At 73.8% G+C, this 24474-nt stretch carries 23 protein-coding genes, 2 tRNA genes and 1 pseudogene; 16 read left to right on the top strand and 10 right to left on the bottom strand.

The genetic code is table 11. From position 1 onward, the window contains the following. Positions 1-108: 108 nt before the first annotated feature. The 6 genes from V6U81_RS16085 (at position 109) to V6U81_RS16060 (ending at position 5486) form a co-directional block, all read left to right on the top strand. On the top strand, positions 109-3090 hold the full coding sequence (locus tag V6U81_RS16085) for a UPF0182 family membrane protein (RefSeq protein ID WP_334490188.1): 2982 nt from the start codon (positions 109-111) through the stop codon (positions 3088-3090). A gap of 147 nt (positions 3091-3237) precedes the next feature. Further along, entirely contained in the window at positions 3238-3747 is a 510-nt protein-coding gene (locus tag V6U81_RS16080; RefSeq protein ID WP_334490186.1) for a SigE family RNA polymerase sigma factor, read from the top strand. Further along, positions 3737-4681: a hypothetical protein gene (locus V6U81_RS16075; RefSeq protein ID WP_334490184.1), complete on the top strand. Its 945-nt coding sequence runs from the start codon at positions 3737-3739 to the stop codon at positions 4679-4681. Before V6U81_RS16080 ends, V6U81_RS16075 begins: the two co-directional genes overlap by 11 nt. Positions 4682-4740: 59 nt before the next feature. After that, positions 4741-4814: transfer RNA gene (locus V6U81_RS16070), tRNA-Met, on the top strand. Positions 4815-5039: 225 nt separating this feature from the next. Further along, positions 5040-5113: transfer RNA gene (locus tag V6U81_RS16065), tRNA-Met, on the top strand. Positions 5114-5240: 127 nt separating this feature from the next. After that, positions 5241-5486 carry a hypothetical protein gene (locus V6U81_RS16060; protein WP_334490182.1) on the top strand — a complete coding sequence of 82 codons (246 nt, stop codon included), beginning with the start codon at positions 5241-5243 and terminating at the stop codon, positions 5484-5486. Positions 5487-5549: 63 nt separating this feature from the next. On the opposite strand, the gene V6U81_RS16055 is transcribed toward V6U81_RS16060, so the two are convergent. Further along, on the bottom strand, positions 5550-6923 hold the full coding sequence (locus V6U81_RS16055) for an ABC transporter substrate-binding protein (RefSeq protein WP_334490179.1): 1374 nt from the start codon (positions 6921-6923) through the stop codon (positions 5550-5552). A 125-nt stretch (positions 6924-7048) separates the two neighbouring features. Here V6U81_RS16055 and V6U81_RS16050 point away from each other — a divergent pair, with 125 nt between their 5' ends. Then, a complete protein-coding gene (locus V6U81_RS16050; protein ID WP_334490177.1) occupies positions 7049-7882 on the top strand; it encodes a phosphoribosylaminoimidazolesuccinocarboxamide synthase in 834 nt (277 codons plus the stop codon). Here the strand turns inward: V6U81_RS16050 and glpK are convergent, their stop codons facing one another. Further along, the gene (gene glpK / locus V6U81_RS16045; RefSeq protein WP_334490174.1) at positions 7883-9367 is read right to left on the bottom strand and encodes a glycerol kinase GlpK; all 1485 of its coding nucleotides are present in this window, start codon (positions 9365-9367) and stop codon (positions 7883-7885) included. Positions 9368-9431: 64 nt separating this feature from the next. Here glpK and V6U81_RS16040 point away from each other — a divergent pair, with 64 nt between their 5' ends. Continuing rightward, entirely contained in the window at positions 9432-10370 is a 939-nt protein-coding gene (locus V6U81_RS16040) for a ribose-phosphate diphosphokinase (RefSeq protein WP_334490171.1), read from the top strand. A 9-nt stretch (positions 10371-10379) separates the two neighbouring features. Here V6U81_RS16040 and V6U81_RS16035 read toward each other — a convergent pair whose 3' ends face one another. Beyond that, positions 10380-10814 carry an ATP-binding protein gene (locus V6U81_RS16035; RefSeq protein ID WP_334490167.1) on the bottom strand — a complete coding sequence of 145 codons (435 nt, stop codon included), beginning with the start codon at positions 10812-10814 and terminating at the stop codon, positions 10380-10382. A 121-nt stretch (positions 10815-10935) separates the two neighbouring features. On the opposite strand from V6U81_RS16035, the gene macS reads away from it, so the two are divergent. Next, a complete protein-coding gene (gene macS / locus V6U81_RS16030) occupies positions 10936-12087 on the top strand; it encodes a MacS family sensor histidine kinase (protein WP_334490164.1) in 1152 nt (383 codons plus the stop codon). Beyond that, positions 12084-12752, top strand: a complete 669-nt coding sequence (locus tag V6U81_RS16025; RefSeq protein ID WP_334490161.1) for a response regulator — start codon at positions 12084-12086, stop codon at positions 12750-12752. The genes macS and V6U81_RS16025 overlap by 4 nt, the downstream gene beginning before the upstream one ends. A gap of 13 nt (positions 12753-12765) precedes the next feature. Here the strand turns inward: V6U81_RS16025 and V6U81_RS16020 are convergent, their stop codons facing one another. From V6U81_RS16020 to V6U81_RS16010, 3 genes are all read right to left on the bottom strand, one after another. Then, positions 12766-13338, bottom strand: coding sequence for a DUF5709 domain-containing protein (locus V6U81_RS16020; protein WP_334490159.1), 573 nt, complete (start codon positions 13336-13338; stop codon positions 12766-12768). 73 nt (positions 13339-13411) lie between these two features. After that, positions 13412-14152, bottom strand: coding sequence for an ATP-binding protein (locus V6U81_RS16015; protein ID WP_334490157.1), 741 nt, complete (start codon positions 14150-14152; stop codon positions 13412-13414). A gap of 56 nt (positions 14153-14208) precedes the next feature. Then, the gene (locus tag V6U81_RS16010) at positions 14209-15210 is read right to left on the bottom strand and encodes an SDR family oxidoreductase (protein WP_334490154.1); all 1002 of its coding nucleotides are present in this window, start codon (positions 15208-15210) and stop codon (positions 14209-14211) included. Positions 15211-15441: 231 nt separating this feature from the next. Between V6U81_RS16010 and V6U81_RS16005 the strand changes: the two genes are divergently transcribed. Then, positions 15442-16644: a glycosyltransferase gene (locus tag V6U81_RS16005; protein ID WP_334490151.1), complete on the top strand. Its 1203-nt coding sequence runs from the start codon at positions 15442-15444 to the stop codon at positions 16642-16644. Here the strand turns inward: V6U81_RS16005 and V6U81_RS16000 are convergent. From V6U81_RS16000 to aroA, 4 genes and pseudogenes are all read right to left on the bottom strand, one after another. Beyond that, positions 16599-17503: pseudogene (locus V6U81_RS16000) on the bottom strand (hypothetical protein). The gene V6U81_RS16005 and the pseudogene V6U81_RS16000 sit on opposite strands and share 46 nt — an antisense overlap. A 60-nt stretch (positions 17504-17563) precedes the next feature. Further along, complete coding sequence (gene hisN / locus V6U81_RS15995) at positions 17564-18382, bottom strand: histidinol-phosphatase (RefSeq protein ID WP_334490148.1); 819 nt, start codon at positions 18380-18382, stop codon at positions 17564-17566. A 26-nt stretch (positions 18383-18408) separates the two neighbouring features. Continuing rightward, positions 18409-19392: a ribosome small subunit-dependent GTPase A gene (gene rsgA, locus V6U81_RS15990; protein ID WP_334490145.1), complete on the bottom strand. Its 984-nt coding sequence runs from the start codon at positions 19390-19392 to the stop codon at positions 18409-18411. A 121-nt stretch (positions 19393-19513) separates the two neighbouring features. After that, the gene (aroA, locus tag V6U81_RS15985; RefSeq protein WP_334490142.1) at positions 19514-20815 is read right to left on the bottom strand and encodes a 3-phosphoshikimate 1-carboxyvinyltransferase; all 1302 of its coding nucleotides are present in this window, start codon (positions 20813-20815) and stop codon (positions 19514-19516) included. A 102-nt stretch (positions 20816-20917) separates the two neighbouring features. Between aroA and V6U81_RS15980 the strand changes: the two genes are divergently transcribed. The 5 genes from V6U81_RS15980 to rsrA all read left to right on the top strand — a co-directional run bounded on the left by V6U81_RS15980 (position 20918) and on the right by rsrA (position 24426). Beyond that, positions 20918-21616, top strand: coding sequence for an SOS response-associated peptidase (locus V6U81_RS15980; RefSeq protein ID WP_334490139.1), 699 nt, complete (start codon positions 20918-20920; stop codon positions 21614-21616). A gap of 199 nt (positions 21617-21815) precedes the next feature. Continuing rightward, positions 21816-22208 carry a WhiB family transcriptional regulator gene (locus tag V6U81_RS15975; RefSeq protein ID WP_334490136.1) on the top strand — a complete coding sequence of 131 codons (393 nt, stop codon included), beginning with the start codon at positions 21816-21818 and terminating at the stop codon, positions 22206-22208. 176 nt (positions 22209-22384) lie between these two features. Beyond that, positions 22385-22999 carry an alpha/beta hydrolase family protein gene (locus V6U81_RS15970; RefSeq protein WP_334490133.1) on the top strand — a complete coding sequence of 205 codons (615 nt, stop codon included), beginning with the start codon at positions 22385-22387 and terminating at the stop codon, positions 22997-22999. Between the two features lie 328 nt (positions 23000-23327). Beyond that, the gene (locus V6U81_RS15965; RefSeq protein WP_334490130.1) at positions 23328-24146 is read left to right on the top strand and encodes a sigma-70 family RNA polymerase sigma factor; all 819 of its coding nucleotides are present in this window, start codon (positions 23328-23330) and stop codon (positions 24144-24146) included. Position 24147: 1 nt separating this feature from the next. Continuing rightward, positions 24148-24426 (top strand): mycothiol system anti-sigma-R factor, encoded by a 279-nt coding sequence (rsrA, locus tag V6U81_RS15960; protein ID WP_334490128.1) that lies wholly within the window; start codon positions 24148-24150, stop codon positions 24424-24426. Positions 24427-24474: the final 48 nt, after the last annotated feature.

Raw genomic sequence — 24474 nt, 5'->3', positions numbered from 1 at the left:
GGCTCCGCGCAGGCGGCATGACCTTGGCCCGACACGTTCAGGAAGACCCCGTACTCTGAGTGCCTGTCCGGAGCCGATCACATCGAGCGTGCGGAGCCAACAGTGGTCATGCGTAGCAGCCCCCTGCCGAGGATGAGTCGGCGCGGACGCGTCACCATCGGGGTCCTGGTCGGGGTGTTCGTGCTCTTCACCCTGCTCGGCTGGGGTGTACAGGCGTGGACGGACTGGCTCTGGTTCTCCGAGGTCCGCTACACCCAGGTCTTCACCGGGGTGCTGCTCACCCGGCTGACGCTCTTCCTCGCCGTCGGCCTCGGCATGGCCGCATTCGTCGGGCTGAACCTGTGGCTGGCGTACCGGCTGCGGCCGGCGTTGCGGCCGCACTCGCTGGAACAGGCCACCCTCGAGCGGTACCGGATGCTGATCAGCCCCCGGATCGGCACCTGGATCGGCCTGACCGCCGCGGTCCTCGGCCTCTTCGCCGGGCTCTCCGCGCAGAGCCGGTGGAACCAGTGGCTGCTCTTCCGCAACGGCGGCGACTTCGGCGTGAAGGACCCGGAGTTCGGCATCGACGTCGGCTTCTACGTCTTCCAGCTGCCCTTCTGGCGCTACCTGCTCGGGGTCGGCTTCACCGCGGTGGTGCTCGCCCTGCTCGGCGCCCTGGCGGTGCACTACGTCTTCGGCGGCGTGCGGCTCCAGGGCGTCGGCGACCGGATGACCAACGCCGCGCGGGCCCACCTGAGCACGCTCGTCGCGGTCTTCGTCCTGCTCAAGGCCATCGCGTACGTGCTGGACCGGCGGGCGATGCTGCTGGAGTACAACGAGGGGGCGAAGCTGTACGGCGCCGGCTACGCCGACGTCAACGCGCTGCTGCCGGCCAAGGAGATCCTGGCCTACATCTCGATCGTGGTGGCCATCGCGATCATCGTGTTCTCCAACGCGGTGATGCGGAACCTGGTCTGGCCGGGCATCGCGCTGGCCCTGCTCGGCGTCTCCGCCGTCGCCATCGGCGGCATCTACCCGTGGGCGGTGCAGACCTTCGAGGTCAAGCCGAGCGCGCGGGACAAGGAGGCGCCGTACATCAACCGGAGCATCGAGGCGACCCGGGCCGCGTTCAGCCTGGGCGGCACGAAGACCACCGGGTACGCGGCCAGCAACCTCACCCCGCCGGCGAGCCTGGCCACCGACACCTCGGTGGTGCCGAACGCCCGGCTGCTCGACCCGCAGCTCGTCTCCGAGACGTACACCCAGCTCCAGCAGGTCCGCGGCTTCTACGACTTCGGCCCGAAGCTGGACATCGACCGGTACGCGGTGGCGAACAAGACCTCCGACTACGTGGTCGGTGTCCGTGAGATCAACTACGGCGAGCTGCCCAACAACAACTGGATCAACCGGCACACGGTCTACACCCACGGGTACGGCCTCGTGGGCGCCCCGGCCAACCAGGTGGTCTGCGGCGGCCAGCCGTACTTCGTCTCCGGCTTCCTCGGCGAGAAGGCGCAGGAGGCGTGCTCCTCCCAGGCCGAGCAGATCCCGGCCAGCCAGCCGCGGATCTACTACGGCGAGCGGATGGAGGCCGACGACTACGCGATCGTCGGCCAGACCGCCAAGGACAAGAACGCCGAGTTCGACCGGCCCACCCCGACCACCGGTGGCGAGCAGTACTACACGTACACCGGCGAGGGCGGCGTCGAGATCGGCTCGTTCGCCCGCCGGCTGCTCTACTCGATCAAGGAGCAGGAGTCGAACTTCCTGCTCTCCGGGGCGGTCAACGACAACTCCAAGCTGCTGTACGTGCGCAACCCCCGGGACCGGGTGGAGAAGGTCGCGCCGTTCCTCACCCTCGACGGCGACCCGTACCCGGCGGTGGTGGGCGGGCGGATCCAGTGGATCGTCGACGGCTACACCACGGCCGCGACCTACCCGTACGCCGAGCGGATCAACCTCCAGCAGGAGACCACCGACGAGCTGACCAACCGGGGCACCTTCCAGCTGGCCCGGGAGAACGTCAACTACATGCGCAACTCGGTGAAGGCCACCGTCGACGCGTACGACGGCACCGTGCGGCTCTACGAGTTCGACGACAACGACCCGGTGCTCAAGGCGTGGAACAAGGCGTTCGGCGGCGACCTGGTGCTGCCGAAGACCGCCATCCCGGCGGAGCTGGCGGAGCACTTCCGCTACCCGGCCGACATGTTCAAGGTGCAGCGCAACCTGCTCACCAAGTTCCACGTGACCGATCCCGGCGACTTCTACTCCGGCCAGGACTTCTGGCAGGTCCCGAACGTGCCGGACGCGCCGGACAGCGGGCAGAAGCAGCCGCCGTACTACCTGTTCACCCAGTTCCCCGGGCAGGAAACGGCGCGCTTCCAGCTCACCGCGGCGGTCACCCCGAACGGCCGGCAGAACCTGGCCGCGCTGATCTCCGGGTCGTACGTCGACGGCCGGCCGAAGCTGGAGGTCCTGGAGCTGCCCGACCAGACCCGGGTCTCCGGGCCGGTCCAGGTGCACCAGCAGATGACCAACAACGGCGACATCCGGGAGCGCCTCAACGTGCTCTCGGTGGGCGGTCAGGCCCAGTTGCAGTACGGCAACCTGCTCTCGCTGCCGTTCGGCAACGGGATGCTCTACGTCGAGCCCGTCTACGTGAAGAGCAACAACCAGGACGCATACCCGCTCCTTCAGCGGGTGCTCCTCTCGTACGGCGACGGCGGCTCCTACGTGGTGCTGGCCAACAACCTGACCGACGGCATCAAGCAGCTCGTCGAGCAGGGCAAGAGGGCGGGCCAGGGGACCACCCCGCCGCCTCCGCCGGGCGGGGCGAACCCACCGCCGCCGCAGGGCGGGGCGACGCCGACGCCTACTCCGTCCGCGACGGCCACCCCGCCGCCGCCCGGCGGTGAGCTGTCCGCCGCCGCCGAGCGGGTGCAGTCGGCGATCGCCGAGGTCAAGGCCGCGCAGACGTCCGGCGACTTCGAGCGGTACGGCCGCGCGCTGAAGGCCCTGGACGAGGCGATGACCGCGTTCCAGCAGGCCCAACAGGCCGGTTCGTCGGGTACGGCACCCGGCGGCAGCCCTTCGCCCGGCGGCTGACCGCCCACCGAGCCGCTCTCCGGGGGAGCCCGCGACCCGTCCGGGTCGCGGGCTCCGTCGCTTTTCCGACCGTACGCCGCAACCCGGGAGCTCCGTCCACCGTCTCCAGTGCAGGCGCTAAGAAAGCGGGGGAGGCCTGATGCGGGCATGAGGGACGAGCGCAGCTTCGACGAGTTCTACCGGAGCACCTCGGCACGGACGCTCCGGTACGGCCACGCGGTGGCGGGCGACCACGGCGAGGCCCAGGATCTCGTGCAGGAGGCGTACGCCCGGGCGTGGCGACAGTGGGCGAAGCTGGCCGAACATCCCGCACCGGAGGCGTGGCTGCGGCTGGTGGTGAGCCGGCTGGCGGCGGACCGGTTCCGGCGGCTGCGCGGCTGGCGGACGGCGGTGAGCCGGCACGGGCCGCCGGAGGACGTCCGACCACCGGGGGAGGACACTGTCCTGCTGGTCTCCGCGCTGCGGCAGCTGCCGACCAACCAGCGGCAGGCGCTGGCCCTGCACTACCTGTTCGACATGCCGGTGGAGGAGATCGCCCGGGAGACCGGGGTACCCACCGGAACCGTGAAGTCCTGGCTGTCCCGGGGCCGGTCGCGCCTCGCCGAGCTGCTGCCGGGTGTCTCCGCCAAGGAGCTGGAGGTGAACGATGTCGCGTGAACTGGACCGCTTCTACCGGTCGCTGGCCGACGACACGGACCCGCGCGGTCTGATCCCGCCCGACCAGGTCCGTCGGCACGCGGACCGCCAGGCCCGTACCCGGGTCGCGGTGGGCGCGCTCGCCGCGGCGGTGCTGGTCGCCGGCACGGCCGTGGGCAGTCATTTCGTTCTCACCGCCGGGGCGACCACGCCCGTGGGGCCGCCCGCCGACACCCCCGCGCCGCCCTCGGTGTCGCCGGCGCAGCCGGCGACCGCTCCGTCGCCGGCCGCCCCGACGGGGTCGCCGCGGCCGACCGGGTCGACCTCCCGGACCGCGCCCGGCACCTCGATGTCGGCGCCGGGGGCGTCGTCGAGCGCCCGGACGCCCACCTCGATCCCCGACCGTGCCTTCTTCGACCTGGCGGTGGCGAACAGCACCGGCATGACGCCGGCGTTCCGCTCCGGACCGGTGCTGCCGGCGCTCTGCGGTGCGGAGCCCGGCGGGTCCGGGGTCGTCCAGCGGCGTGCCCGGACGCTGGCGTTCAAGCTGGCCGACACCCCGAAGGGGTACGTCCCGGACGGCAGCTACCGGCACAGCATCACCATCTACGGTCCCGGGCGGGCGGTGGACGCGCTGGCCGCGCTCCGGAAGGCGGTGCGGGACTGCCCCGAGCAGGAGGTGTCCGGGGCGCCGGGCGTGACGTCCCGGCAGCGGCTGCTGGACAGCGCCGGCTACGGCGACGAGTCGGTGCTGTTCGAGCTGCGCCGGCCCTTCCTCGACGTCAACGGCCAGCCAAACGGTGAGGACGAGGTCCGGCTGGTCCGGGCGGTCCGGATCGGGGACGTGGTGACCGTGCTCTGGGAGCAGGGCTGGGAGGGGACGTCCAGCCCGCGGAGCCAGGTCGACGCGGACAGCCGCCGGGCGGTGGACGCGGTCCGCAACTGGTGGGAGTGACGGGGCCGGAGCCCCGTTTTGCGGCCCCGGCGGTCGGTGCGCTACGGTTAGCGGGCCGACGCGGGGTGGAGCAGCTCGGTAGCTCGCTGGGCTCATAACCCAGAGGTCGCAGGTTCAAATCCTGTCCCCGCTACGAACGGAAACGGCCCCGAGGATCTGATCCTCGGGGCCGTTTTCTGTCTCGGCCAGGTGCCCGCCCGCGCCGGGCACCTGCCCCGCCGGGCGCCCGTCCGGTGCCGGCGCCAGCGGGCCGGAGCCGGCCCTGTTGGCGCGTGGCACGGCGTTGACCTGGTCTTTCGGCGAATCGGGTGACCCGGCTGATCTCCGCTGCCGGGATGCGCTAGTCTTATGAAGTCGACGCGGGGTGGAGCAGCTCGGTAGCTCGCTGGGCTCATAACCCAGAGGTCGCAGGTTCAAATCCTGTCCCCGCTACTTCTCGACGAAGGCCCCGGAGTTCGCTCCGGGGCCTTCGCCGTGTCCGGTCCCGCCCCGCCCTCCCATCCGGCGATGGTGTCGCATCCACCGTGCCTGGGTTGCCCCGCTCGGCGAGGATGGGGCCATGTCTTCTTGGAACAAGTGGTGGGGCCGGCTGAGCGCGGTCCTCGGTGCGGTCGTTCTCTCGGTGTTCGTACCGGTGGCGGCGTGGGCGTCCACGGGTTCGGGCGAACTGGTGGTGGAGGCCGCCCGGCGGCGGTCCCGCGGTGGTGGGGGCGTCGGCCTGCTCTGCTGCCTCGTGGTGGTGGGTGCCATCGTCCTGCTGGTGGTGGTGCTGTTGCGTAACCGTCGCAACAGGCCACCGCGCTGACCCGCGTCGTGCCGCCCGGCGCCGTCGGGCGGCACGCCACGGTCCCGGGTCGCCCCGGTGGCCTCAGCGGGCCAGCGCCGCCTGGGCCTGGGCCATGAACAGCGACGTGGTGGCCCGTGCCCCGGCGCGGCCGGAGCGGATGTTGCGCGCCGACGCGGCGAGCAGGGTACGCACCTGGGCGTGCCCCTTCGGGGGTGGCGCGGGCGCGGGGCCGACCTGGTCGGCGAGCGCCTCGCCGAGGGCGGCGACGCGGCGGAGGATCGGGTCGTCGAGGGTCTGGGTGACGGCCCGTCGTACCGGGAGGCTGGCGGGTAGGCCCCGCTCGGTGCCGAGGATCCGTCCGGCCTCGGTGTTGGTGGTCAGGAAGTTGATCACGTCGGCCACCACGCCCGGGTGGCGGCTGCCGTGGAAACCGGCCCAGTACATCGCGGCCCGGTCCCACTGCGCCGCGGGCGGGCCGGGGAGGGCCACGAGGGCCAGCTCGTCGTCGGTGTACCGCTGCAGGTCGGGAAGCTGGTGCGACCAGGCGAACGAGGCGGCGGTGTGCCCGGTGACCACCAGCTGGCGGGTCGGGTCGCTGCCGTCGGCGCGGTCGACCAGCGCCGCCGCCGGGGTGGCCCGGTCGGTCCGGGCCCGCTGCCAGGTCTCGAACCATTCGAGCAGCGCGCCGGAACCGAAGCCGAGCTGCCGCCCCTGGTAGAACTTGCCGCCCTTGCCGCGCAGCCAGAGCCAGAGGGCCCGCTGGTCGCCGGAGGGGTCCATGGTGCCGGCGACCCGGCCGCCGCTGGCCCGGGTCACCCGGGCGGCCCAGTCGAGGTAGTCGTTCCAGGACATCCCGGTGGTCGGCTCGGGCACGTCGAGCCGGCGCAGCAGGTCCTTGTTGTAGACCACGGCGGCGTGGGTCTGCGCCGCGGCGATGCCGTAGGTGCGGCCGTCCAGCTTGCCGTAGTCGGCCAGCCCGGGCGGCAGGCCGGTCACGTCGAGCCGACGGTCGGCGACGTAGCCGCTGAGGTCGAGCGCGATGCCCCGCTGGGCGTACTCGGCGAGCACGGTGTCGTCGATCTGGAACAGGTCCGGCACGTTGCCGCCGGCCGCCTGGGTGGCCAGCCGGTCGTAGTAGCCGGCCTGCGCCTGCCAGGTGACCCGGAAGCTGACCCGGGGATTGCGCGCGGAGTAGAGCCGCAGGGCCCGCTCGGTGGCCTGCGCCCGTCGGGTGCCGCCCCACCAGAAGACGGAGAGCTCGATCGGCCCCTCCAGCGCCGGCGCCACCTGCTCCTCGCTGCAACCGGTGAGCCCACCGGCGGCGAGCACCGGCGCCCCGAGCAGCGCGCCGAGCAGCCGTCGCCGGGCCGGGTCGGCGGGCCGGGGCAGCGGAATGCGGGCGACGGGCAAAATGGTGCTCCAGGTGACATGGTGGGCGACGGCCGAACCATTCACGCAGGAGTTCCGCCCGGGTGTCAACGCCCGCCGGACCAGGGCGCCCCGGACCGCGGCGCCGGCCGACGGCGGGACGCCCGGTGGTCGCGCCGGGCGTCCCCACGCCGCGTGGTGTACTAGGCCGCGTGGAACTTCTGCACTCGGGCAAGGTCCGGGACGTGTACGCCGACGGGGACGACCTCATCCTCGTCGCCTCGGACCGCATCTCCGTCTACGACGTGGTGCTGCCGACGCCCGTCCCGGACAGGGGCCGGCTGCTCACCGCCCTGTCGCTGTGGTGGTTCGATCAGCTCGCCGACCTGGTGCCCAACCACGTCATCTCGGCCACCGACGTGCCGGCCGAGTTCGCCGGGCGGGCCATCCGGTGCCGCCGGCTCGACATGGTGCCGATCGAGTGCGTCGCCCGGGGCTACCTGACCGGTGGGGGGCTCGCCGAGTACCAGCGCACCGGCGCGGTCTCCGGCGTGCCGCTGCCGCGCGGCCTGGTCGAGGCAGCCATCCTGCCCGAGCCGATCTTCACCCCGTCCAGCAAGGCGCCGGTGGGCGAGCACGACGAGCCGATCACCTACGCCGAGGTGGTGGACAAGGTCGGCGCCGAGACCGCCGAGCGGCTGCGGCAGATCACCCTCGACGTCTACCGGCGCGGCGCCGAACTCGCCGCCGACCGGGGCATCCTGGTCGCCGACACCAAGATCGAGCTGGGCTGGGCGCCGGACGGCAGCCTGGTCCTCGGCGACGAGGTGCTCACCTCCGACTCGTCCCGGTACTGGCCGGCCGAGTCGTACCAGCCGGGCCGCGCCCAGTTCTCCTACGACAAGCAGTACGTCCGGGACTGGGCGACCGGCAGCGGCTGGGACAAGCAGGCCCCGGCGCCGGAGGTGCCGGCCGAGGTGGTCGAGGCGACCCGGGCCCGTTACGTCGAGGTCTACGAGCGGCTCACCGGCAACCGCTGGGAGTGATCACTCCACCCAGTCCAGGGTCCGCCGCACCGCCTTGCGCCACTGCCGCAGCTCCCGCTCCCGGTGCGCGGGGTCCATCCGCGACTCCCACTGGGCGTCGGAGCGCCACTGCTCCCGCAGGGTGTCCAGGTCCGGCCAGAAGCCGACCGCCAGGCCGGCGGCGTACGCCGCGCCGAGGCAGGTGGTCTCGGTGATCCGGGAGCGGACCACCGGCACGTCCAGCACGTCGGCGAGGAACTGCATCAGCAGCTCGTTGGCGGTCATCCCGCCGTCCACCCGCAGTCGGCGCAGCGCCACGTCCGAGTCGGCGTTCATCGCGTCGACCACCTCGCGGGTCTGCCAGGCCGAGGCCTCCAGCACCGCCCGGGCCAGGTGTCCCTTGGTGATGTAGCCGGTCAGCCCGGCGATCACCCCCCGTGCGTCGCTGCGCCAGTGCGGGGCGAAGAGCCCGGAGAACGCCGGTACGACGTAGCAGCCGCCGTTGTCCTCGACCGTGCCGGCCAGTTCCTCCACCTCCGCCGCGCTGGCGATCAGCCCCAGGTTGTCCCGCAGCCACTGCACCAGCGAGCCGGTGACCGCGATCGCCCCCTCCAGCGCGTACACGGCCGGGTGCCCGTCGATCCGGTAGGCGACCGTGGTCAACAGGCCGTGCCGGGAGGCGACCGGGCTCCCGCCGGTGTTGAGCAGCAGGAAGCTGCCGGTGCCGTAGGTGCACTTCGCCTCACCCGGCCGGAAGCAGGTCTGCCCGAACAGGGCGGCCTGCTGGTCGCCGAGGGCGCTGGCCACCGGCACCCTGGCGAGCACCCCCTCGGCGGTGCCGTAGACCTCCGCCGACGAGCAGATCTCCGGCAGCATCGCCGCCGGCACACCCAGCGCGTCCAGCAGCTCCGGATCCCAGTCGAGGGTCTCCAGGTCCATCAGCATGGTCCGGCTGGCGTTGGTCACGTCGGTGACGTGCCGTCCGGTGAGCTTCCAGATCAGCCAGCTGTCCATGGTGCCGAAGAGCACCTCGCCCCGCTCGGCGCGCTCGCGCAGCCCCTCGACGTGGTCGAGCAGCCAGCGCAGCTTCGGTCCGGCGAAGTAGGTGGCCAGGGTCAGCCCGGTGCGGTGGCGCAGCTTTTCCTCGCCGTACCGCTCGTCCAGCTCGCGCAGCAGCGGCCCGGTGCGGGTGTCCTGCCAGACGATCGCGTGGGCCACCGGCCGGCCGGTGGCCCGGTCCCAGACCACGGTGGTCTCCCGCTGGTTGGTGATGCCGACCGCGGCGAGCGACTGCGGCCCGATGCCGGCGTCGGCCAGCGCGTCGCGGACCACCTGCTCGACGTTGTCCCAGATCTCCTCGGCGTCGTGCTCCACCCAGCCGGGCTGGGGGAAGATCTGCCGGTGCTCGCGTTGCGCCACGGAGACGATCTCCCCGGCGCGGTCGAAGACGAGGCACCGGGACGAGGTGGTGCCCTGATCGATGGCGGCGACGTACTCTCCGGTCATTGCGGCACCGTACCCGGCCGGGGCGCGGCCCGAGAACCGCTGCGCGGCCGTACGATCTCAGACCGTGCGTGACATCGCCGTGTTCAGTGGTACCGCCCATCCCGAACTCGCCGCCGAGATCTGCGCCCACCTGGGCGTCCCGCTCCACCCGGTCCGGGTCTCCCGGTTCGCCAACGACTGCCTCGAGGTGCAGCTCCAGGCGAACTGCCGGGAACGGGACGTCTTCCTGATCCAGCCGCTCGTGCCGCCGGTGCAGGAGAACCTGGTCGAGCTACTGCTCATGATCGACGCCGCCCGGGGCGCGTCGGCCGGCCGGATCACCGTGGTGCTGCCGCACTACGCGTACGCCCGGTCGGACAAGAAGGACGCGCCACGGATCTCCATCGGCGGCCGGCTCGTCGCCGACCTGCTCACCTCGGCCGGAGCCCACCGGGTGCTGGCCATGACGCTGCACTCGCCGCAGGTGCACGGCTTCTTCAGCGTTCCGGTGGACCACCTGCACGCGCTGCGCGAGCTGGCCGCCCATTTCAAGGGCCACGATCTCGCCAACACGGTGGTGGTCTCGCCGGACCTGGGCAACGCCAAGGAGGCCGCCGCGTTCGCCCGGATGCTCGGCACCCCCGTCGCGGCCGGGGCGAAGCAGCGGTTCAGCGACGACCGGGTGGAGATCAGCACGGTCATCGGCGACGTCGCCGGTCGGGATGTGATCGTCCTCGACGACGAGATCGCGAAGGGCAGCACGGTGGTCGAGCTGATGGCCCACCTGCGCGAGCGGGACGTCCGGTCCATCCGGCTGGCCTGCACGCACGGGCTCTTCTCCAGCGACGCGCTGCGGCGGCTCAGCGCCGAAGCGGGGGTGCTGGAGATCGTCTGCACCAACACGGTGCCGATCCCGGCCGAGAAGCGGGTGCCGAAGCTGGAGGTGCTCTCGGTGGCGCCCGCGCTGGCCGAGGCGATGCGCCGGATCCACAACGGCGAGTCGGTCAGCGCGCTCTTCGGCTGATTGGCCGAGTCAGCCGAAGACGGCGCGAATCCGGACCGTGGTGCCGGCGGAGCCGGTCTCGACCTCCATCGCGTCGCTGAGCTCGCGGGCCAGCCAGAGCCCCCAGCCGCCGGCGGTGTCCGGGGCCGGTCGCCGGCGGTCGCTCAACCGCTGGCTGCTGATCCCGTGGCCGTGATCGGAGACCTCGCAGACCAGCTCGCTGCGCTGCCGCCAGAGCCGCAGCCAGCCCTGCCCACCGCCGTGCCGCACCGCGTTGGTGATCAGCTCGTTGACCGCGAGCACGAAGTCGTCCAGCCGCTGGCCACCCAGGCCCGCCGAGTGCGCGCAGGAGATGACCGAGTGCCGTAGCTCGGTCACCTGTGCCTGATCGAAGGCCTCGGCGATGATGAGGGAAGGTTCGATGGGCACCACCGTACGCCGTGCGGGTCGTTCTGCGTTCGTCATGGGCCTGTCCCGACAGCGGTTCCCGGAGATGTGCGCGCCATTTCCACCGTACGTCAGGGTTCTCGGGGACGCACCGGCCGAGCCGGCCGGCCCGTGGGGTGACTGTGGCATCGTGGCGGCCATGCCGTCGTCGCCCGGTGGGTTCGAGGTGCCGCTCTGGCGGTCCGTCGCCGTCTTCCGGTTCGCCTCGCTGGCGTACGTCTGCCTGCTGGTGGTCCGCGACTTCCCCCGGTACGCCCACCCCTTCGCGGCCGTCGCCGTCCTGCTGGCGATGCTGGCCTGGTCCGCGGTGACCGCGTTCGGTTACGCCCGCCCGGCCCACCGGGGCTGGCCGCTGCTCCTGGCCGACCTCGGTGTCGTGCTGGCGGTCTTCGCCGTCACCCCCTGGGTGGTCGGCCGCGCGGCGCTCACCACCGGCACGCCCACCCTGGCCGTGGTCTGGGAGGGCGGACCGGTGCTGGCCTGGGCGGTCTCCGGCGGCCGGCGCCGGGGCGCGGTGGCCGCACTGCTCCTCGGCGCGGCGGACGTCGCCAGCCGGGGACGGATCAGCACCTCGTCGCTGACCGGGCTGATCCTGCTGCTGCTCGCCGGGGTGATCGTCGGACACGTCGCGCGGCTGGCGGTGACCGCCGAGGAACGGTTGCAGCGCGCGGTCGAGCTGGAGGCGGCGACCCGGGAGCGGGAACGGCTCGCGCGAGGCATCCACGACTCGGTGCTCCAGGTGCTGGCGCTGGTGCAGCGGCGCGGCGCCCACCTCGACGGGGAGGCCGGCGAACTGGCCCGGCTGGCCGGCGAGCAGGAGGCGGCGCTGCGGGCGCTGATCGCCGGCGTGGATCCGGCGACCGGGCCCGCGACCACGACCGGCGCGCTGGACCTGCGTACCCTGCTCGGCCGGCACGCGTCGGCGGCCGTGCAGGTCGCCGCGCCGGCCACCCCCGTCCCGCTGCCCGCGGCGACGGCCCGGGAGCTGGCCGCGGCCGTCGCGGCGGCGCTGGACAATGTGGACCGGCACGCGGGCGGGCGGGCCTGGGTGCTGGTCGAGGACGAGGGGGAGACGGTGACCGTGTCGGTCCGCGACGACGGGCCCGGCATCCCCGAGGGTCGGCTGGCCGAGGCCGCCCGGCAGGGCCGGCTGGGCGTCTCCCAGTCCATCCGGGGTCGGCTGGCCGAGCTGGGCGGCGCGGCGCGGATCGTCTCCGCCCCCGGCGAGGGCACCGAGATCGAACTGGTCGTGCCCCGGCCCCGGGCCGGTGGGCGGGAGGCCGACGGATGAACGAGGAGGACGCGGTGATCCGGGTGATGGTCGTGGACGACCACCCGATGTGGCGCGAGGGGGTGGCCCGGGACCTCACCGAGGCCGGCCACCACGTGGTCGCCACGAGCGGCGAGGGGCGGCAGGCGGTCCGGGTGGCCGCCGCGGCCCGGCCCGACGTGGTGGTGCTCGATCTCCAGCTGCCGGACGTCTCCGGGGTGGAGGTGATCCACGGCCTGCGCGCCGCGCTGCCCGAGGTGCGGGTACTGATGTTGTCGGCCAGCGGCGAGCAGCAGAGCGTCCTGGACGCGGTGAAGGCCGGCGCCACCGGCTACCTGCTGAAGTCGGCCGCCCCGGCGGAGTTCCTGGACGCGGTCCGGCGCACCGCCGCCGGGGAACCGGTCTTCACCCCCGGCCTGGCCGGGCTGCTGCTCGGCGAGTACCGGCGGTTGGCCGCCGCCGGACCGGACACCGCCCGGAACGCCGCGGCACCCCGGCTCACCGATCGGGAGACCGAGGTGCTGCGCCTGGTGGCGAAGGGGCTGTCCTACAAGCAGATCGCCGAGCGGCTCGGGCTGTCCCACCGCACCGTGCAGAACCACGTGCAGAACACTCTGGGCAAGCTCCAACTGCACAACCGGGTCGAGCTGACCCGCTACGCGATCGAGCGTGGGCTGGACGGCTGAGCGGCCGGGCGGGTCAGTGCGACTCCGGCGGCCGGGTCTCGTGCATCGCCAGCTCCTCGGCGGTCGCGCCGCCCCCGGCCGCGCCCGCGTCGTACGCGATGTTGTCGGTCTCCTGGTCGGTGTGCGCGCCCTCGTCCGGCTCGACGAGGCGGCCCACCTGGCTGTCGGCGACCGTGCCGAGCTGGCCGTGGTCGTAGATCGAGACCGGGGAGTGCGGGTCGGAGGTGGGGCCCGGGTTCATCACGTCGGCGTCGAGCTGCGCCTGCGCGGCGGCCTGCTCGGTCTCCGCCTCGGCGGCGATGTCCGGGTCGACCGGGCCGGCCAGCGGATCGTCGGCGGCCCGCTCGTACTGCTCACGGTCGAGCTTGTAGTCCAGCGACTCGCCGTGGAGCTGCTCGTCGGCCGTGGTGCCGAAGTGGTCCACGGCCACCGGCGTACGGTCGCCGGGCAGCTGGGCCGGGTCCGGGCCGTCCGCCTCGCGCCCGGTCAGCACGTCGTCCTTGGCGGTCGAGTCGTCGTCGGCGGTGTCGGGCAGGCCGAGGGACTCGGGGTCGGACAGGGGGGTCGGGTACTCGTCGTCGCGCATGGCTGATCACTACCCACTGCCATGGCCGGGGTAACCGGCGACCCGATGCGCGATCGGGACGAAACGGGATGAGTCAGCCCTGGCAGGCAGCCTCGTCCTCGACGTGCAGCACACACCACACCACCTTGCCGCCCGGCACCGGCGTGCTGCCCCAGCGGCGGGCCACCGTGTCGATCAGCAGCAGGCCACGGCCGCCGGCCGAGTGGAGCGGGGCCAGCCCGGCGTACGACGGCTGGCGCGGCGAGTGGTCGCGGACCGCGATGTGCAGGGAGCTGTCCCGGGGGGCGAGCCGCAGCGTCATCGGGGTCAGCGCGTGCGCCACCACGTTGTTGACCATCTCGGTCACCGCGATGCACCCCGGCTCGGCCAGCTCCGGCATCCCCCAGCGGGCGCAGCCGTCGAGCACCATCTCCCGGGCCTGCCGGGCCGCGGCGACCGTCGGCGTCAGGTCCGCGGTGAGCACCGCCGCCATCGGCGTACGGGCCAGCGCGGCGGTCGCCTGGTCGGGGGTGGCCCAGATCGACAGCTCGTCCGCCACCGGCCCGGTCACCGTGCCGGCCGGGTCGATCACCAGCAGGTCGGCCGCGGGCCAGCCGGCGACCGCGTGCCGCACCTCGGCCAGCAGCCGGCCAGCCGTGGGGCCGACCGAGCGCAGCCGGGCCAGGTCGACCACGATCGGGCCGGGCCGTTCGCAGAGCCGGGCGAGCAGCGCGTCGCGCACCCGGTCGACGGCGGTGGGTTCGATGACCCCGCTCAGCCGGACGACAGCGGAGGATTGGTCCGCCTCCACCAGGCATCGGGCGTCCGTCGGCATGATCGTCCCATTGTGCATGGCGGAGCGGGAGCGCGCATCCGGCCGTTCTGCGGGGCTCATCGACGGTCCGTCCGTGATCGTCGGTTGATCGCGGCCACCGTGCCCACCGCGGTGCCGGCGGCCGCCAACCCGAAGGCGGCGGTCATCCGGACCAGTTGCCGGCGTCGGCCCTGCCAGCCGCCGTCCCGCTCCGCCTCGGCGTCCGCGCGGAAGACGTTCCCGCTGCTCCCGGCCGCGCCGGTCGGCCCGAACTGGGTCCGGTGGGCGTACCAGCCGAGCGCCCGCTCCGCCAGCGCCGGCGCTAGCCGCCACTGGAGGCCGAGCAGCCGGGCCGCCCCACCGGCGTACGCCTCCCGGCGCGGCCGGCGTAGCAGCCGGACGATCGTCTCGGCCACCACCTCCGGCGGGTAGACCGGCGGCGGCGGGACCAGCTCCCGGCCGCTGTGGTTGCCGGCGTGCCGGAAGAACGGGGTGTCGATGGTGGCGGGCAGCACCGTGCAGATGGAGATGTTGCCCCGGCCGGTCACCCGCAGCTCCTGGCGGACCGTGTCGGCCAGGCCGCGGATGCCGTGCTTGGTCGCGTTGTACGCCGACTGGTACGGCATGGCCACCTCGGCCAGCACGGACGCGTTGTTCACCAGCACCCCGCCGCCGGCCGCGGCCAGCCACGGCAGTGCGGCCCGGGTGCCGTAGGCCGCGCCGAGCAGGTTCACCTCGACCACCCGGCGGAACTCGGCCACCGGGATCTCGTCGAAGAGCCCCACGGCGCTCACCGCGGCGTTGTTGACCCAGGCGTCGACGTGCTCGAACTCGGCCGCCGCGCGGGCGGCCAACCGGTCCACGGCCGCCGGGTCGGTGACGTCGGTGGGTACCGCCAACGCCCGGCCGCCCAGGTCCTGGCAGTGCCGCGCGACCTCGGCCAGGGCGTCGGCACTGCGGGCGGCGAGCACGACGGTGGCGCCCCGACGGGCGAGGGCGTACGCCGTGGCGGTGCCGATGCCGCTGGAGGCCCCGGTGATCACCACGGTGGCATCGGCAAGAGTGCGGGTCAGCGGCATTCCTGAGCGGTACCCCCGGGCGGGGCGGGTCATGCGGGCGGGGGCCGGCGAATCGACGGGGAGGGCCCGGTGGGGCCGTGTCGTCCGGCACAATTCGCCGGTTGCCGGGCCGGGTGTGCCGGCAGCTCCGGCGACTGCTCCCGAAGTGCCAGGTTTCGGCTCCCCGGGGCGCGGTTAATGGGACGCTCTGACCGGAGGACCCATCCCTCGAAGATCGCATGGAGGTGCACCATGCGCGTCGGCCTCGTCTGCGCGCACGCCGGCCCGTCGAGGGACACCGACGGCCGGGCCGTCGGCACCCACGAGCACATCGCCCGGGTCGCCGCCGAACTCGCCGGACGTGGCCACGACGTGCGGGTCTACGAACGTCGCGAGGACCCCACCCTGCCGGAGACCGTCGACGTCGACGGCTACCGGGTGGAACGGGTGCCCGTCGGCCCGGCCCGGCCCACCGCGACCGTCGAGCTGGTCCCGTACGTGTCGGAATTCGGCCGCTGGCTGGCCGACCGCTGGGCCGGGGACTGGACGCCCGAGGTGGTCCACGGGCACTACTGGATCGGCGGGCTCGCCGCCGCGCACGCGGTCCGCGAAACCGACATCCCGGTCGTGCAGACCTTCCACTCGCTCGGCGTCGAGCAGCTGCGCCACCTCGGCCGCCAGTACGACGGCCCGGGGGAGCGGATCCCGCTCGAGCGGGCGCTGACCCGGGCGGTCGACATCGCCGTCGCCCAGTGCAACGACGAGGTCGACGAGCTGACCCGGATGGGCCTGCAACGCACCTCGGTGGCGATGGTGCCGGCCGGCGTGGACACCGAGCAGTTCCACCCCGACGGCGAGGCGGCCCCGCGCGACCAGCGGGCCCGGATCCTCTCCGTGGGCGGTCTCTCGGCCGGCCACGGGCAGGAGGACCTGATCCGGGCAATGCGGCTGGTGGGCGACGCCGAGCTGGTGATCGCCGGCGGCCCGCCGCCCGAGCAGCTCGCCACCCACGCGGAGGCCCGCCGGCTGCGCGAGCTGGCCGAGCGCACCGGCGTCGCCGACCAGGTCAAGCTGGTCGGCGCGGTGCCGCACGACCAGATGGCCACCTGGTACCGCTCGGCGGACGTGGTGGCCTGCACCCCGCACTACTCCTCGGCCGGCCGGGTCTCGCTGGAGGCGATGGCCTGCGGCGTGCCGGTGGTCGGCTACGCGATGGGCGGCATCGCCGACGCGGTGGTCGACGAGGTGACCGGTCGGCTGGTGCCGCCGGGGGACGTCCGCACGCTGGGCGTGACGCTGCGCCGGCTGCTCGCCGACAACGCCGGGCGGTTCGCGTACGGGCACGCCGCGGTGGACCGGGTCCGGTGCAGCTACACCTGGGAGCGGACGGCCGGCGCCCTGGAGCGCCTCTACGAGCGGGTGGTACGCCGGCGCAAGCCGGTCGAGGCGGCCTGAGCGCTCACCTGCGCGACCCGGCGGCGGCCAGCGCCCGTTCCCGGGCCCGCGCCCGGGCGTGGTGGTGCTGTGGCTCGGCGTACCGGGTCAGGCCGATCACCGCCGCGAGGGTGATCAGGAAGCCGGTCGCGGCGAGCCACTCCCGACCCGGCCAGATCTTGTCGTTGAGCAGCAGCAGGCCGACGATCGCGGCGGGCACCGCCCCGGCCGCGTCCATCGCCGCGACCGCCGCGGTGGTGGAGCCGCGCTGCATCGCCAGGCCGAGCAGGAGCTGCCCGACCAGCGAGTGCGCGATCAGCAGGTAGAGCAGCGGGTCGCGGACGAACGCCTCGGTCGACGCCGCGGAGGCCAGCGGCCGGGCCGCGACCGCGGCGGCGGAGAAGGCCAGCCCGGCCAGCGAGCCGAGCGCCACCGAACCGGGCGCACCGTGCAGGCGTACCGCGAAGAAGCCGAGCACCGCGATGCCCACCAGCGCCACCCCCAGCGCGACCAGCCCGGCGGTGCCCAGGGCCTTGGAGGGCGCCGGCTGGGCGGAGAGCACCAGCGCGGTGATCCCCCCGAAGAGCAGCACCAGCAGGCCCACCTCGGCGGCGGGCAGCCGCCACTTGAGCACCACCACCCCGAGTACGGCGGTCACCCCCAGCCCGGCGGCCACGCTGGCCTGGACCAGGAACAACGGCAGGTCCCGGCGGGCCAGGAAGGCCAGCACGAAGCCGGTGACCTGGCAGAGCAGCCCGATCAGGTAGGTGCGTTGGCTGGCCAGCCGCAGCAGCAGCCCCGGATCGAAGGTGTGGTGCAGGGTCGTCCGCGCCGCGGCCACCGACTGCAGCATGTTGGCGAAGCCGTACGCGACGATCATCGCCGCGAGGAAGCACCAACCGGAGGACACCACCTGGCGAGGATAGAGGGTGCCGGGCGGTCAGCGCGCGGTCGGCCGAGCCAACCGGGCCAGGATGTCGGCGTGCAGCGGGCCGTTGGTGGCGATCGCGCTGATCTCGCCGGAGGCCGTCCCACCAGGGGCCGGAGTGCCGTCCAGGGAGGTGAACGTGCCCCCGGCGCCGGTCACGATCGGCACCAGCGCGGCGATGTCCCAGAGTGACAACTCGGGCTCCACCATCACGTCCAGTGCCCCCTCGGCGAGCAGCATGTAGCCGTAGAAGTCGCCGTACGCCCGGCTGCGCCAGCTGTCCCGCATGATCTGGAGCACCGCGTCCAGCCGGCCGGCCTCCTCCCACCCGGTGAGCGAGGAGTAGCAGAAGCTCGCGTCGGCCAGGTCCTTCACCGCGGACACCCGGATCGGCTCGCCGGAGGCGGCGTCCGGCCCGGCGTACGCCCCCTCGCCGGTCGCGCCCCACCAGCGCCGGCCGAGGGCGGGGGCGGAGACCAGCCCGACCACCGGGCGGTCGGCCTCCAGCAGGGCGATCAGGGTCGCCCAGACCGGCACGCCGCGGACGAAGTTCTTGGTCCCGTCGATCGGGTCCACCACCCAGCGCCGGCCCCCGGCCGTGGCCGGCGGCTGCTCCCCGTACTCCTCGCCGAGCAGGCCGTCGTCCGGCCGCGCCTCGGCGAGCAGGGCGCGGATCTCCCGCTCGACGGCGGTGTCCGCGTCGGAAACGGGGGTCAGGTCCGGCTTCGCCTCCACCCGCAGGTCGAGGGCGCGGAACCGGGCCGTCGAGATGGCGTCGGCGGCGTCGGCGAGCCGGTGGGCGAGGGCGATGTCGTCGGCGTACCCGGTCATGGGCGGAAACGGTAGCGAGGGTGCCGTCACGACCCGGCGAGCGGGTCGCCCGGATTGCGCTCGACCTCCGCCCGGCCGTCACCCTCGCCGGCCCGCGAGGACAGCAACCGGCGGTACGACGCCAGCCGGCGCGGGTCGGCCTTGCCGGCGGCCACCCACGCGTCCAGCGCGCAGTCCGCCTCGTCGGCGGTGTGCGGGCAGTTCGGCGGGCAGTCGACGGTGCCCTCGACCAGGTCGGCGAAGCCGTGCAGCAGGCTGTCGGCCGACACGTGCGCCAGCCCGAAGCTGCGGATGCCCGGGGTGTCGATGATCCAGCCGGGGTCGCCGTCGGCGGCCGGCGTCGCCGGCAGTCGCAGCGCCACCGCGCTGGTCGAGGTGTGCCGGCCCCGGCCGATCGCGCTGACCACGCCGACCGCCCGCGCGGCCTCCGGCACCAGGCGGTTGACCAGCGTCGACTTGCCCACCCCGGAGTGGCCCACCATGACCGACACCCGGCCGGCGAGCAGCGCGCGCAGCGCGTCGAGGTCGGAATCTGGGCGGATCAGCACGTACGGCAGTTCCAGCTCGGTGTAGTAGCCGAGCACCTGGTCGGGGCCCGCCAGGTCGGCCTTGGTGAGGCAGAGCAGCGGCTCGATGCCCGCGTCGTACGCGGCCACCAGGCAGCGGTCGATGAAGCCGGTCCGCGGCGGCGGGTCCGCCAGCGCGCTGACGATCACCAGCTGGTCGGCGTTGGCCACCACGACCCGTTCCAGCCGCCCCTCGGCGGTGGTCGCGTCGTCCTCGGCGGTCCGCCGCAGCACCGAGCTGCGCTCGGCGATCCGGACGATCCGGGCCAGCGCCCCCTCGGCGCCGGAGGTATCACCCACCAGCGCCACCCGGTCGCCGACCACCACCGACTTGCGCCCCAGCTCGCGGGCCCGCATCGCGGTGATCGTCGGCTCCTCGGGCCCGGAGTCCGGCGTGACGCAGGTGTAGCGGCCCCGGTCGACGGCGATCACGAAACCGTCCACCGCGTCGGCGTGCCGGGGGCGGGTACGGGTGCGTGGGCGCGAGGACTTCCCGGGCCGGACCCGTACGTCTTCCTCGTCGTACTCCCGCCGTCTGGTCGCCAGGACCGCCCCCTCGTTCGCGTCAGCTCTTGCCGGTCACCATTGCCGACCATAGCGCCGGGAACTCCGGCATGGTCTTCGAGGTGCACGCCACGTCGTCCACCTCGATACCCGGGACGGCCAGGCCGGCCACCGCGGCGGCGTGCGCGAGCCGGTGGTCGGCGTACGTCCGGAAGGTCCCGCCGCGCAGCGGGCGGGGCCGGATCTCCAAGCCGTCGTCGGACTCGGTGAGGTCGGCGCCGAGCCCGGCGAACTCCCGGGCGAGGGCGGCGATCCGGTCGGTCTCGTGGCCGCGGATGTGCGCGATCCCGGTGAAACGGGACGGCGAGTCGGCGAGCATGGCCAGCGCGGTCAGCGCGGGCGTCAGCTCGCTGACGTCGGAGAGGTCGGCGGCCAGGCCGTGCACCACGCCGGTGCCCCGGACGGTCAGCCCGGCGGTGGTCAGGGTGACCTCCCCGCCCATCCGCTGCAGCAGCGCGCGCAGCTGCTCGACCGGTTGGGCGCTGCTGCGCGGCCAGCCCTGGAGGGTCACCTCGCCGCCGGTGACCAGCGCGGCGGCGAAGAACGGGACCGCGCCGGAGAGGTCCGGCTCGATCTCCCAGCCCCGGCCGGCCAGCGGGCCGGGCTCGACCGTCCAGACGTCCGGGACGCTGTCGTCGACCGCCGCGCCGGCGGCGCGCAGCATCTGCACGGTCATTCGCAGGTGCGGGGCGGACGGTACCGGCGGCCCCTCGTGCCGGACCACCACGCCCCGGTCGAAGCGCGCGCCGGCCAGCAGCAGCCCGGAGACGAGCTGGCTGGAGGCCGAGGCGTCGATCACCACCTCGCCGCCGGTCACCCGGCCGGCGCCCTGCACCACCAGCGGCAGGCTGCCCGTCGGCGGGGCCTCGATCCGGACGCCGAGGGCGCGCAGCGCGCCGATCAGCGGACCGAGCGGGCGGATCCGGGCCTGCGGGTCGCCGTCGAAGGTGACCCGCCCCGCGGCGAGGCCGGCGACCGGCGGCACGAATCGCATCACCGTGCCGGCCAGGCCGACGTCGACGTGCGCCGGACCGACCAGCTCGTGCGGGCGGACCAGCCAGCGCTCGTCGTCGGAGACGGAGACGTGCGCGCCCATCGCGCGCAGCCCGCCGGCCATCAGCTCGGTGTCCCGGGCGCGCAGCGGCCCGTGCAGGGTCGAGGGGCCGCTGGCCAGGGCGCTCAGCACCAGGGCCCGCGCGGTCATCGACTTGGAGCCGGGCAGGCGCAGCGTCGCCGACACCGGGTCGCTGGCGGTCGGTGCGGTCCACGGCTGCGGCGGCCGGGTCGCGGTCAGATTCCCCACGGTCACATTCTGCCAACTCCCCCGGTCTTCGGCGCCGCCCGTCGGCCGTACTCCCGGTTGGCGGGACAGCCGGGAAGCCCGCGGGGGGCTAGCGTGTGCGCCATGTGCGGGAGGTACGCGACGACCCGGAGCGCCGGCGACCTGAGTGCGCTGTTCGAGTCGTACGACGACACCGACGGCCGACTCGGGCCCGACCACAACGTCGCGCCCACCGATCCGGTGCCGCTGGTCCGGGTCGCCCCGGAAGGTGGGCGCGCGCTCTCGGTGGGGCGCTGGGGCCTGGTGCCGCACTGGTCCCGGTCGACGGCCGGCGCCGCTCGCATGATCAACGCGCGGGCCGAGACGGTGGCCACCAGCCGGGCGTACGCCGACCCGTTCGCCCGCCGCCGCTGCCTCGTCCCGGCCGACGGCTGGTACGAGTGGGTGCGCCGGGAGGGCGGCGGCAAGCAGGCGTACTACATGACCCCGCGGGACGGCTCGGTGCTGGCGTTCGCCGGCATCTGGTCGCGTGCGGAGTCGCTGCTCACCTTCAGCGTGCTGACCACCGCGGCGGTGGGGGAGCTGGCCGAGGTGCACGACCGGATGCCGCTGCTGCTGCCCCGGGAACGCTGGGGCGACTGGCTCTCCCCGGCCGACGACCCGTCGGCCCTGCTCGCCCCGCCACCGGCGGAGTGGCTGGCCGGGCTGGAGGTGCGGCCGGTCGGGCCGGCGGTGGGCGACGTCCGCAACGACGGCCCCGGCCTGATCGCCCGGGTGCCGGTGGCCGGCGAGCGCGTCGAGGAGGAAATGACGCTCTTCTGAGCACCATTCGCGACATTGTCGCGCACGAATTGCCAGAGTTCCGGGCGAAACGTCGCCCGGACCTTTGGTCATCTTTCTGGCACCCTCTTGTCCCCGCCTCCACGAGTGCGATAGAACACAGCGCCGGCACTGGGAGCGTCCTCACGCGGTGTGAGCGATGCCCGTCGATCTTGCCGGTCCCACGGGGGAGGTGGGTGTGATGACCCGGGCGCGTATGCCCCGTCCGCACGAGGTGGCCGCCGCACAACGAGATCCGCGACTGTTGCGGGCGTTGCGCGAACGTCGACACGACGAGGCCTGGCGGACCAGAGGAACCTGCCAGAGTGTTGATCCGGAGACCTTCTTTCCGGCACCCAACGAACCGGCCGACGCGGCCGTCGCGCTCTGCCGGAGCTGCGACGTCCAGGGCTCGTGCCTGGCCTGGGCGCTGGAGGTGGGTGACTGCCACGGCGTCTGGGGCGGCACCACGCCGCGCGAGCGGCGGGCCATGCTCGTCGCCTGGCGCAGCGAGGTGCAACCCGACCCGGACGCGGCGGACGACGCCGGACCGCCGGTCCGGGACCGGCTGCTCACCCTGGTACCGCTGAGCTGATCCGTCCGACCTGACCGCCCGCCTCCGGCGTCCTGCGGAGGCGGGCGGGCGGTGCTTCGCGCCTTCTCGAGCGGTGCTTCGTGCTCCTGCGGGCGGTGCTTCGTGCTGCCTCCGGGCGGGCTGGGTGCCGGTGGTGCGCTCGACGTGACGACGGCGCCGCGGCGCAGAATGGCGCCGTGACGCACGGCGACGAGATCGAGACTCCGCGCGGCCCGGCCCGGGTCGCCACCGACCTGCCTTCCGGCCGGCCGGCGTCCCTGCTCGTGCTCGGGCACGGGGCGGGCGGCGACGTCGACGCCCCGGACCTGGTCGCGGTCCGGGACGCGGCGTGCGGCGCCGGCGTGGTGGTGGCCCGGGTGACCCAGCCGTACCGGGTGGCCGGGCGCCGGGCGCCGGCTCCGGCGGGGCACCTCGACGAGGCGTGGACGGCGGTGCTGGCCGTGCTCCGGGCCCGTCACCCCGAGCTGCCGTTGCTCGTCGGCGGGCGGTCCAGCGGCGCGCGGGTGGCCTGCCGTACCGCGGGCGCGGTGGGAGCCGTGGGCGTGGTCGCGCTGGCCTTCCCGCTGCACCCGCCGGGCCGGCCGGAACGCTCCCGGGCGGACGAACTGCGCACCGGGCTGCCCACGCTGGTGGTCAACGGCGACCGGGATCCGTTCGGAGTGCCGGTCGGTGGCGACGGCGTGCGGGTGGTGGTCCGGCCGGGCGAGAAGCACGACCTGCGCCGGGACCCGGCCGGGGTCGCCGACGCCGTGCTGGCCTGGCTCCGGGAACGGGGCTGGGCCGCCCGCTGACCGTGTCCGCCCGGTCGTCCGTCCAGGATCCGCGATCATGCCCGCGGGCCGGTCTGATCGCGGCCCTGGCGGCGTGGCCCGGGGCGGCGCGCGGGGCGGCGGCGCGACGGGCCGTACGGCCCGTTTCCGGTGTTGATGGCCCCTCGTTGCATCGGTTGGTGTCGGCCGCCCGGTTCGGGCGGGCGGAACCGTCCTCCCAGGCCCTTCCTGGTCCCAGCTCCGGTATCCGACCGGGGCCGGGACCAGGGACGGGGCGACCGGCGGAATGTCCGGCCCACGGCCGGGCGTTACTACCCGCGGACGACAAAACTGGCGAGGGGAGTGACCGGTGCCGACCGAGACACGGAGCCGGGAGCGGGACGAACGGGAAGCCCGGCAGCTCAAGCAGCTGCTGGACGCCCCCGACTGGCCCGCGACCATGGACGGTCCGGCCGTGGTGAGCACCAGCACACCCGGCGAAAGTGAATCTGCGGACCGGTTGGTCCGCGTATCCTCGGCGGGAAAGCATCCGACGCGAGGGGATCTGCGGTTGACCACCGAGAAGACGGACGAGCGCAGGGCCCGCTTCGAGCGGGACGCGATGCCCTTCGTCGATCAGCTCTACGCTGCCGGACTGCGGATGACGCGTAACCCGGCGGATGCCGAGGACCTGGTCCAGGAGACGTACCTGAAGGCGTACTCCGCCTTCCACCAGTTCGAGCAGGGCACGAACCTGAAGGCCTGGCTCTACCGGATCCTGACCAACACGTACATCAACTCCTACCGGAAGCGGCAGCGCCAGCCCATCCAGGCGCCCACCGAGGAGATCACCGACTGGCAGCTCGCCGAGGCCGAGTCGCACACCTCCAGCGGCCTGCGCTCGGCGGAGACCGAGGCGCTGGACCGGCTGCCGGACAGCGACGTCAAGGAGGCCCTCCAGCAGTTGCCGGAGGAGTTCCGCCTGGCGGTCTACCTGACCGACGTCGAGGGCTTCGCGTACAAGGAGGTCGCGGACATCATGGGCACGCCGATCGGCACCGTGATGTCCCGACTGCACCGGGGCCGACGTAACCTGCGCAAGCTTCTCGAGGGGTACGCCGCAGAACGCGGTTTCAGTTCCGCCCAGTCCTCGAAGGGCTCGACCGCCGCTGCCGGCCGGGAGGTGTGACATGAGCTGTGGAGAGCCGCACGAGACGGACTGCCGCGAGGTTCTCGCGGAGATGTACCTCTTCCTGGATCTGGAGTGCGCCGAGGAGCGGCGCAGCCTGATCCGCCACCACCTGGACGAGTGCGGGCCCTGCCTGCGCGAGTACGGCATCGAGCAGGAGGTGAAGGCGCTCGTCGCCCGCTGCTGCGGCAACGAGACCGCCCCCGACCAGCTGCGCGAGCGGCTGCGGGTACGCCTCACCGAGCTGGTGGTCTTCGAGGAGCGCGAACTCGCCGACTGAGCTTCGACGACACGACGGCGGCGGCCGGGCAATCGCGCCCGCGGCGCC

The sequence above is a fragment of the Micromonospora lacuserhaii genome, from assembly GCF_036902735.1.
In the GTDB taxonomy this organism is placed as follows: Bacteria; Actinomycetota; Actinomycetes; order Mycobacteriales; family Micromonosporaceae; genus Micromonospora.
The sequence above is the reverse complement of the archived record's forward strand: the minus strand, read 5'-3'. Positions and strand labels throughout refer to the sequence as shown.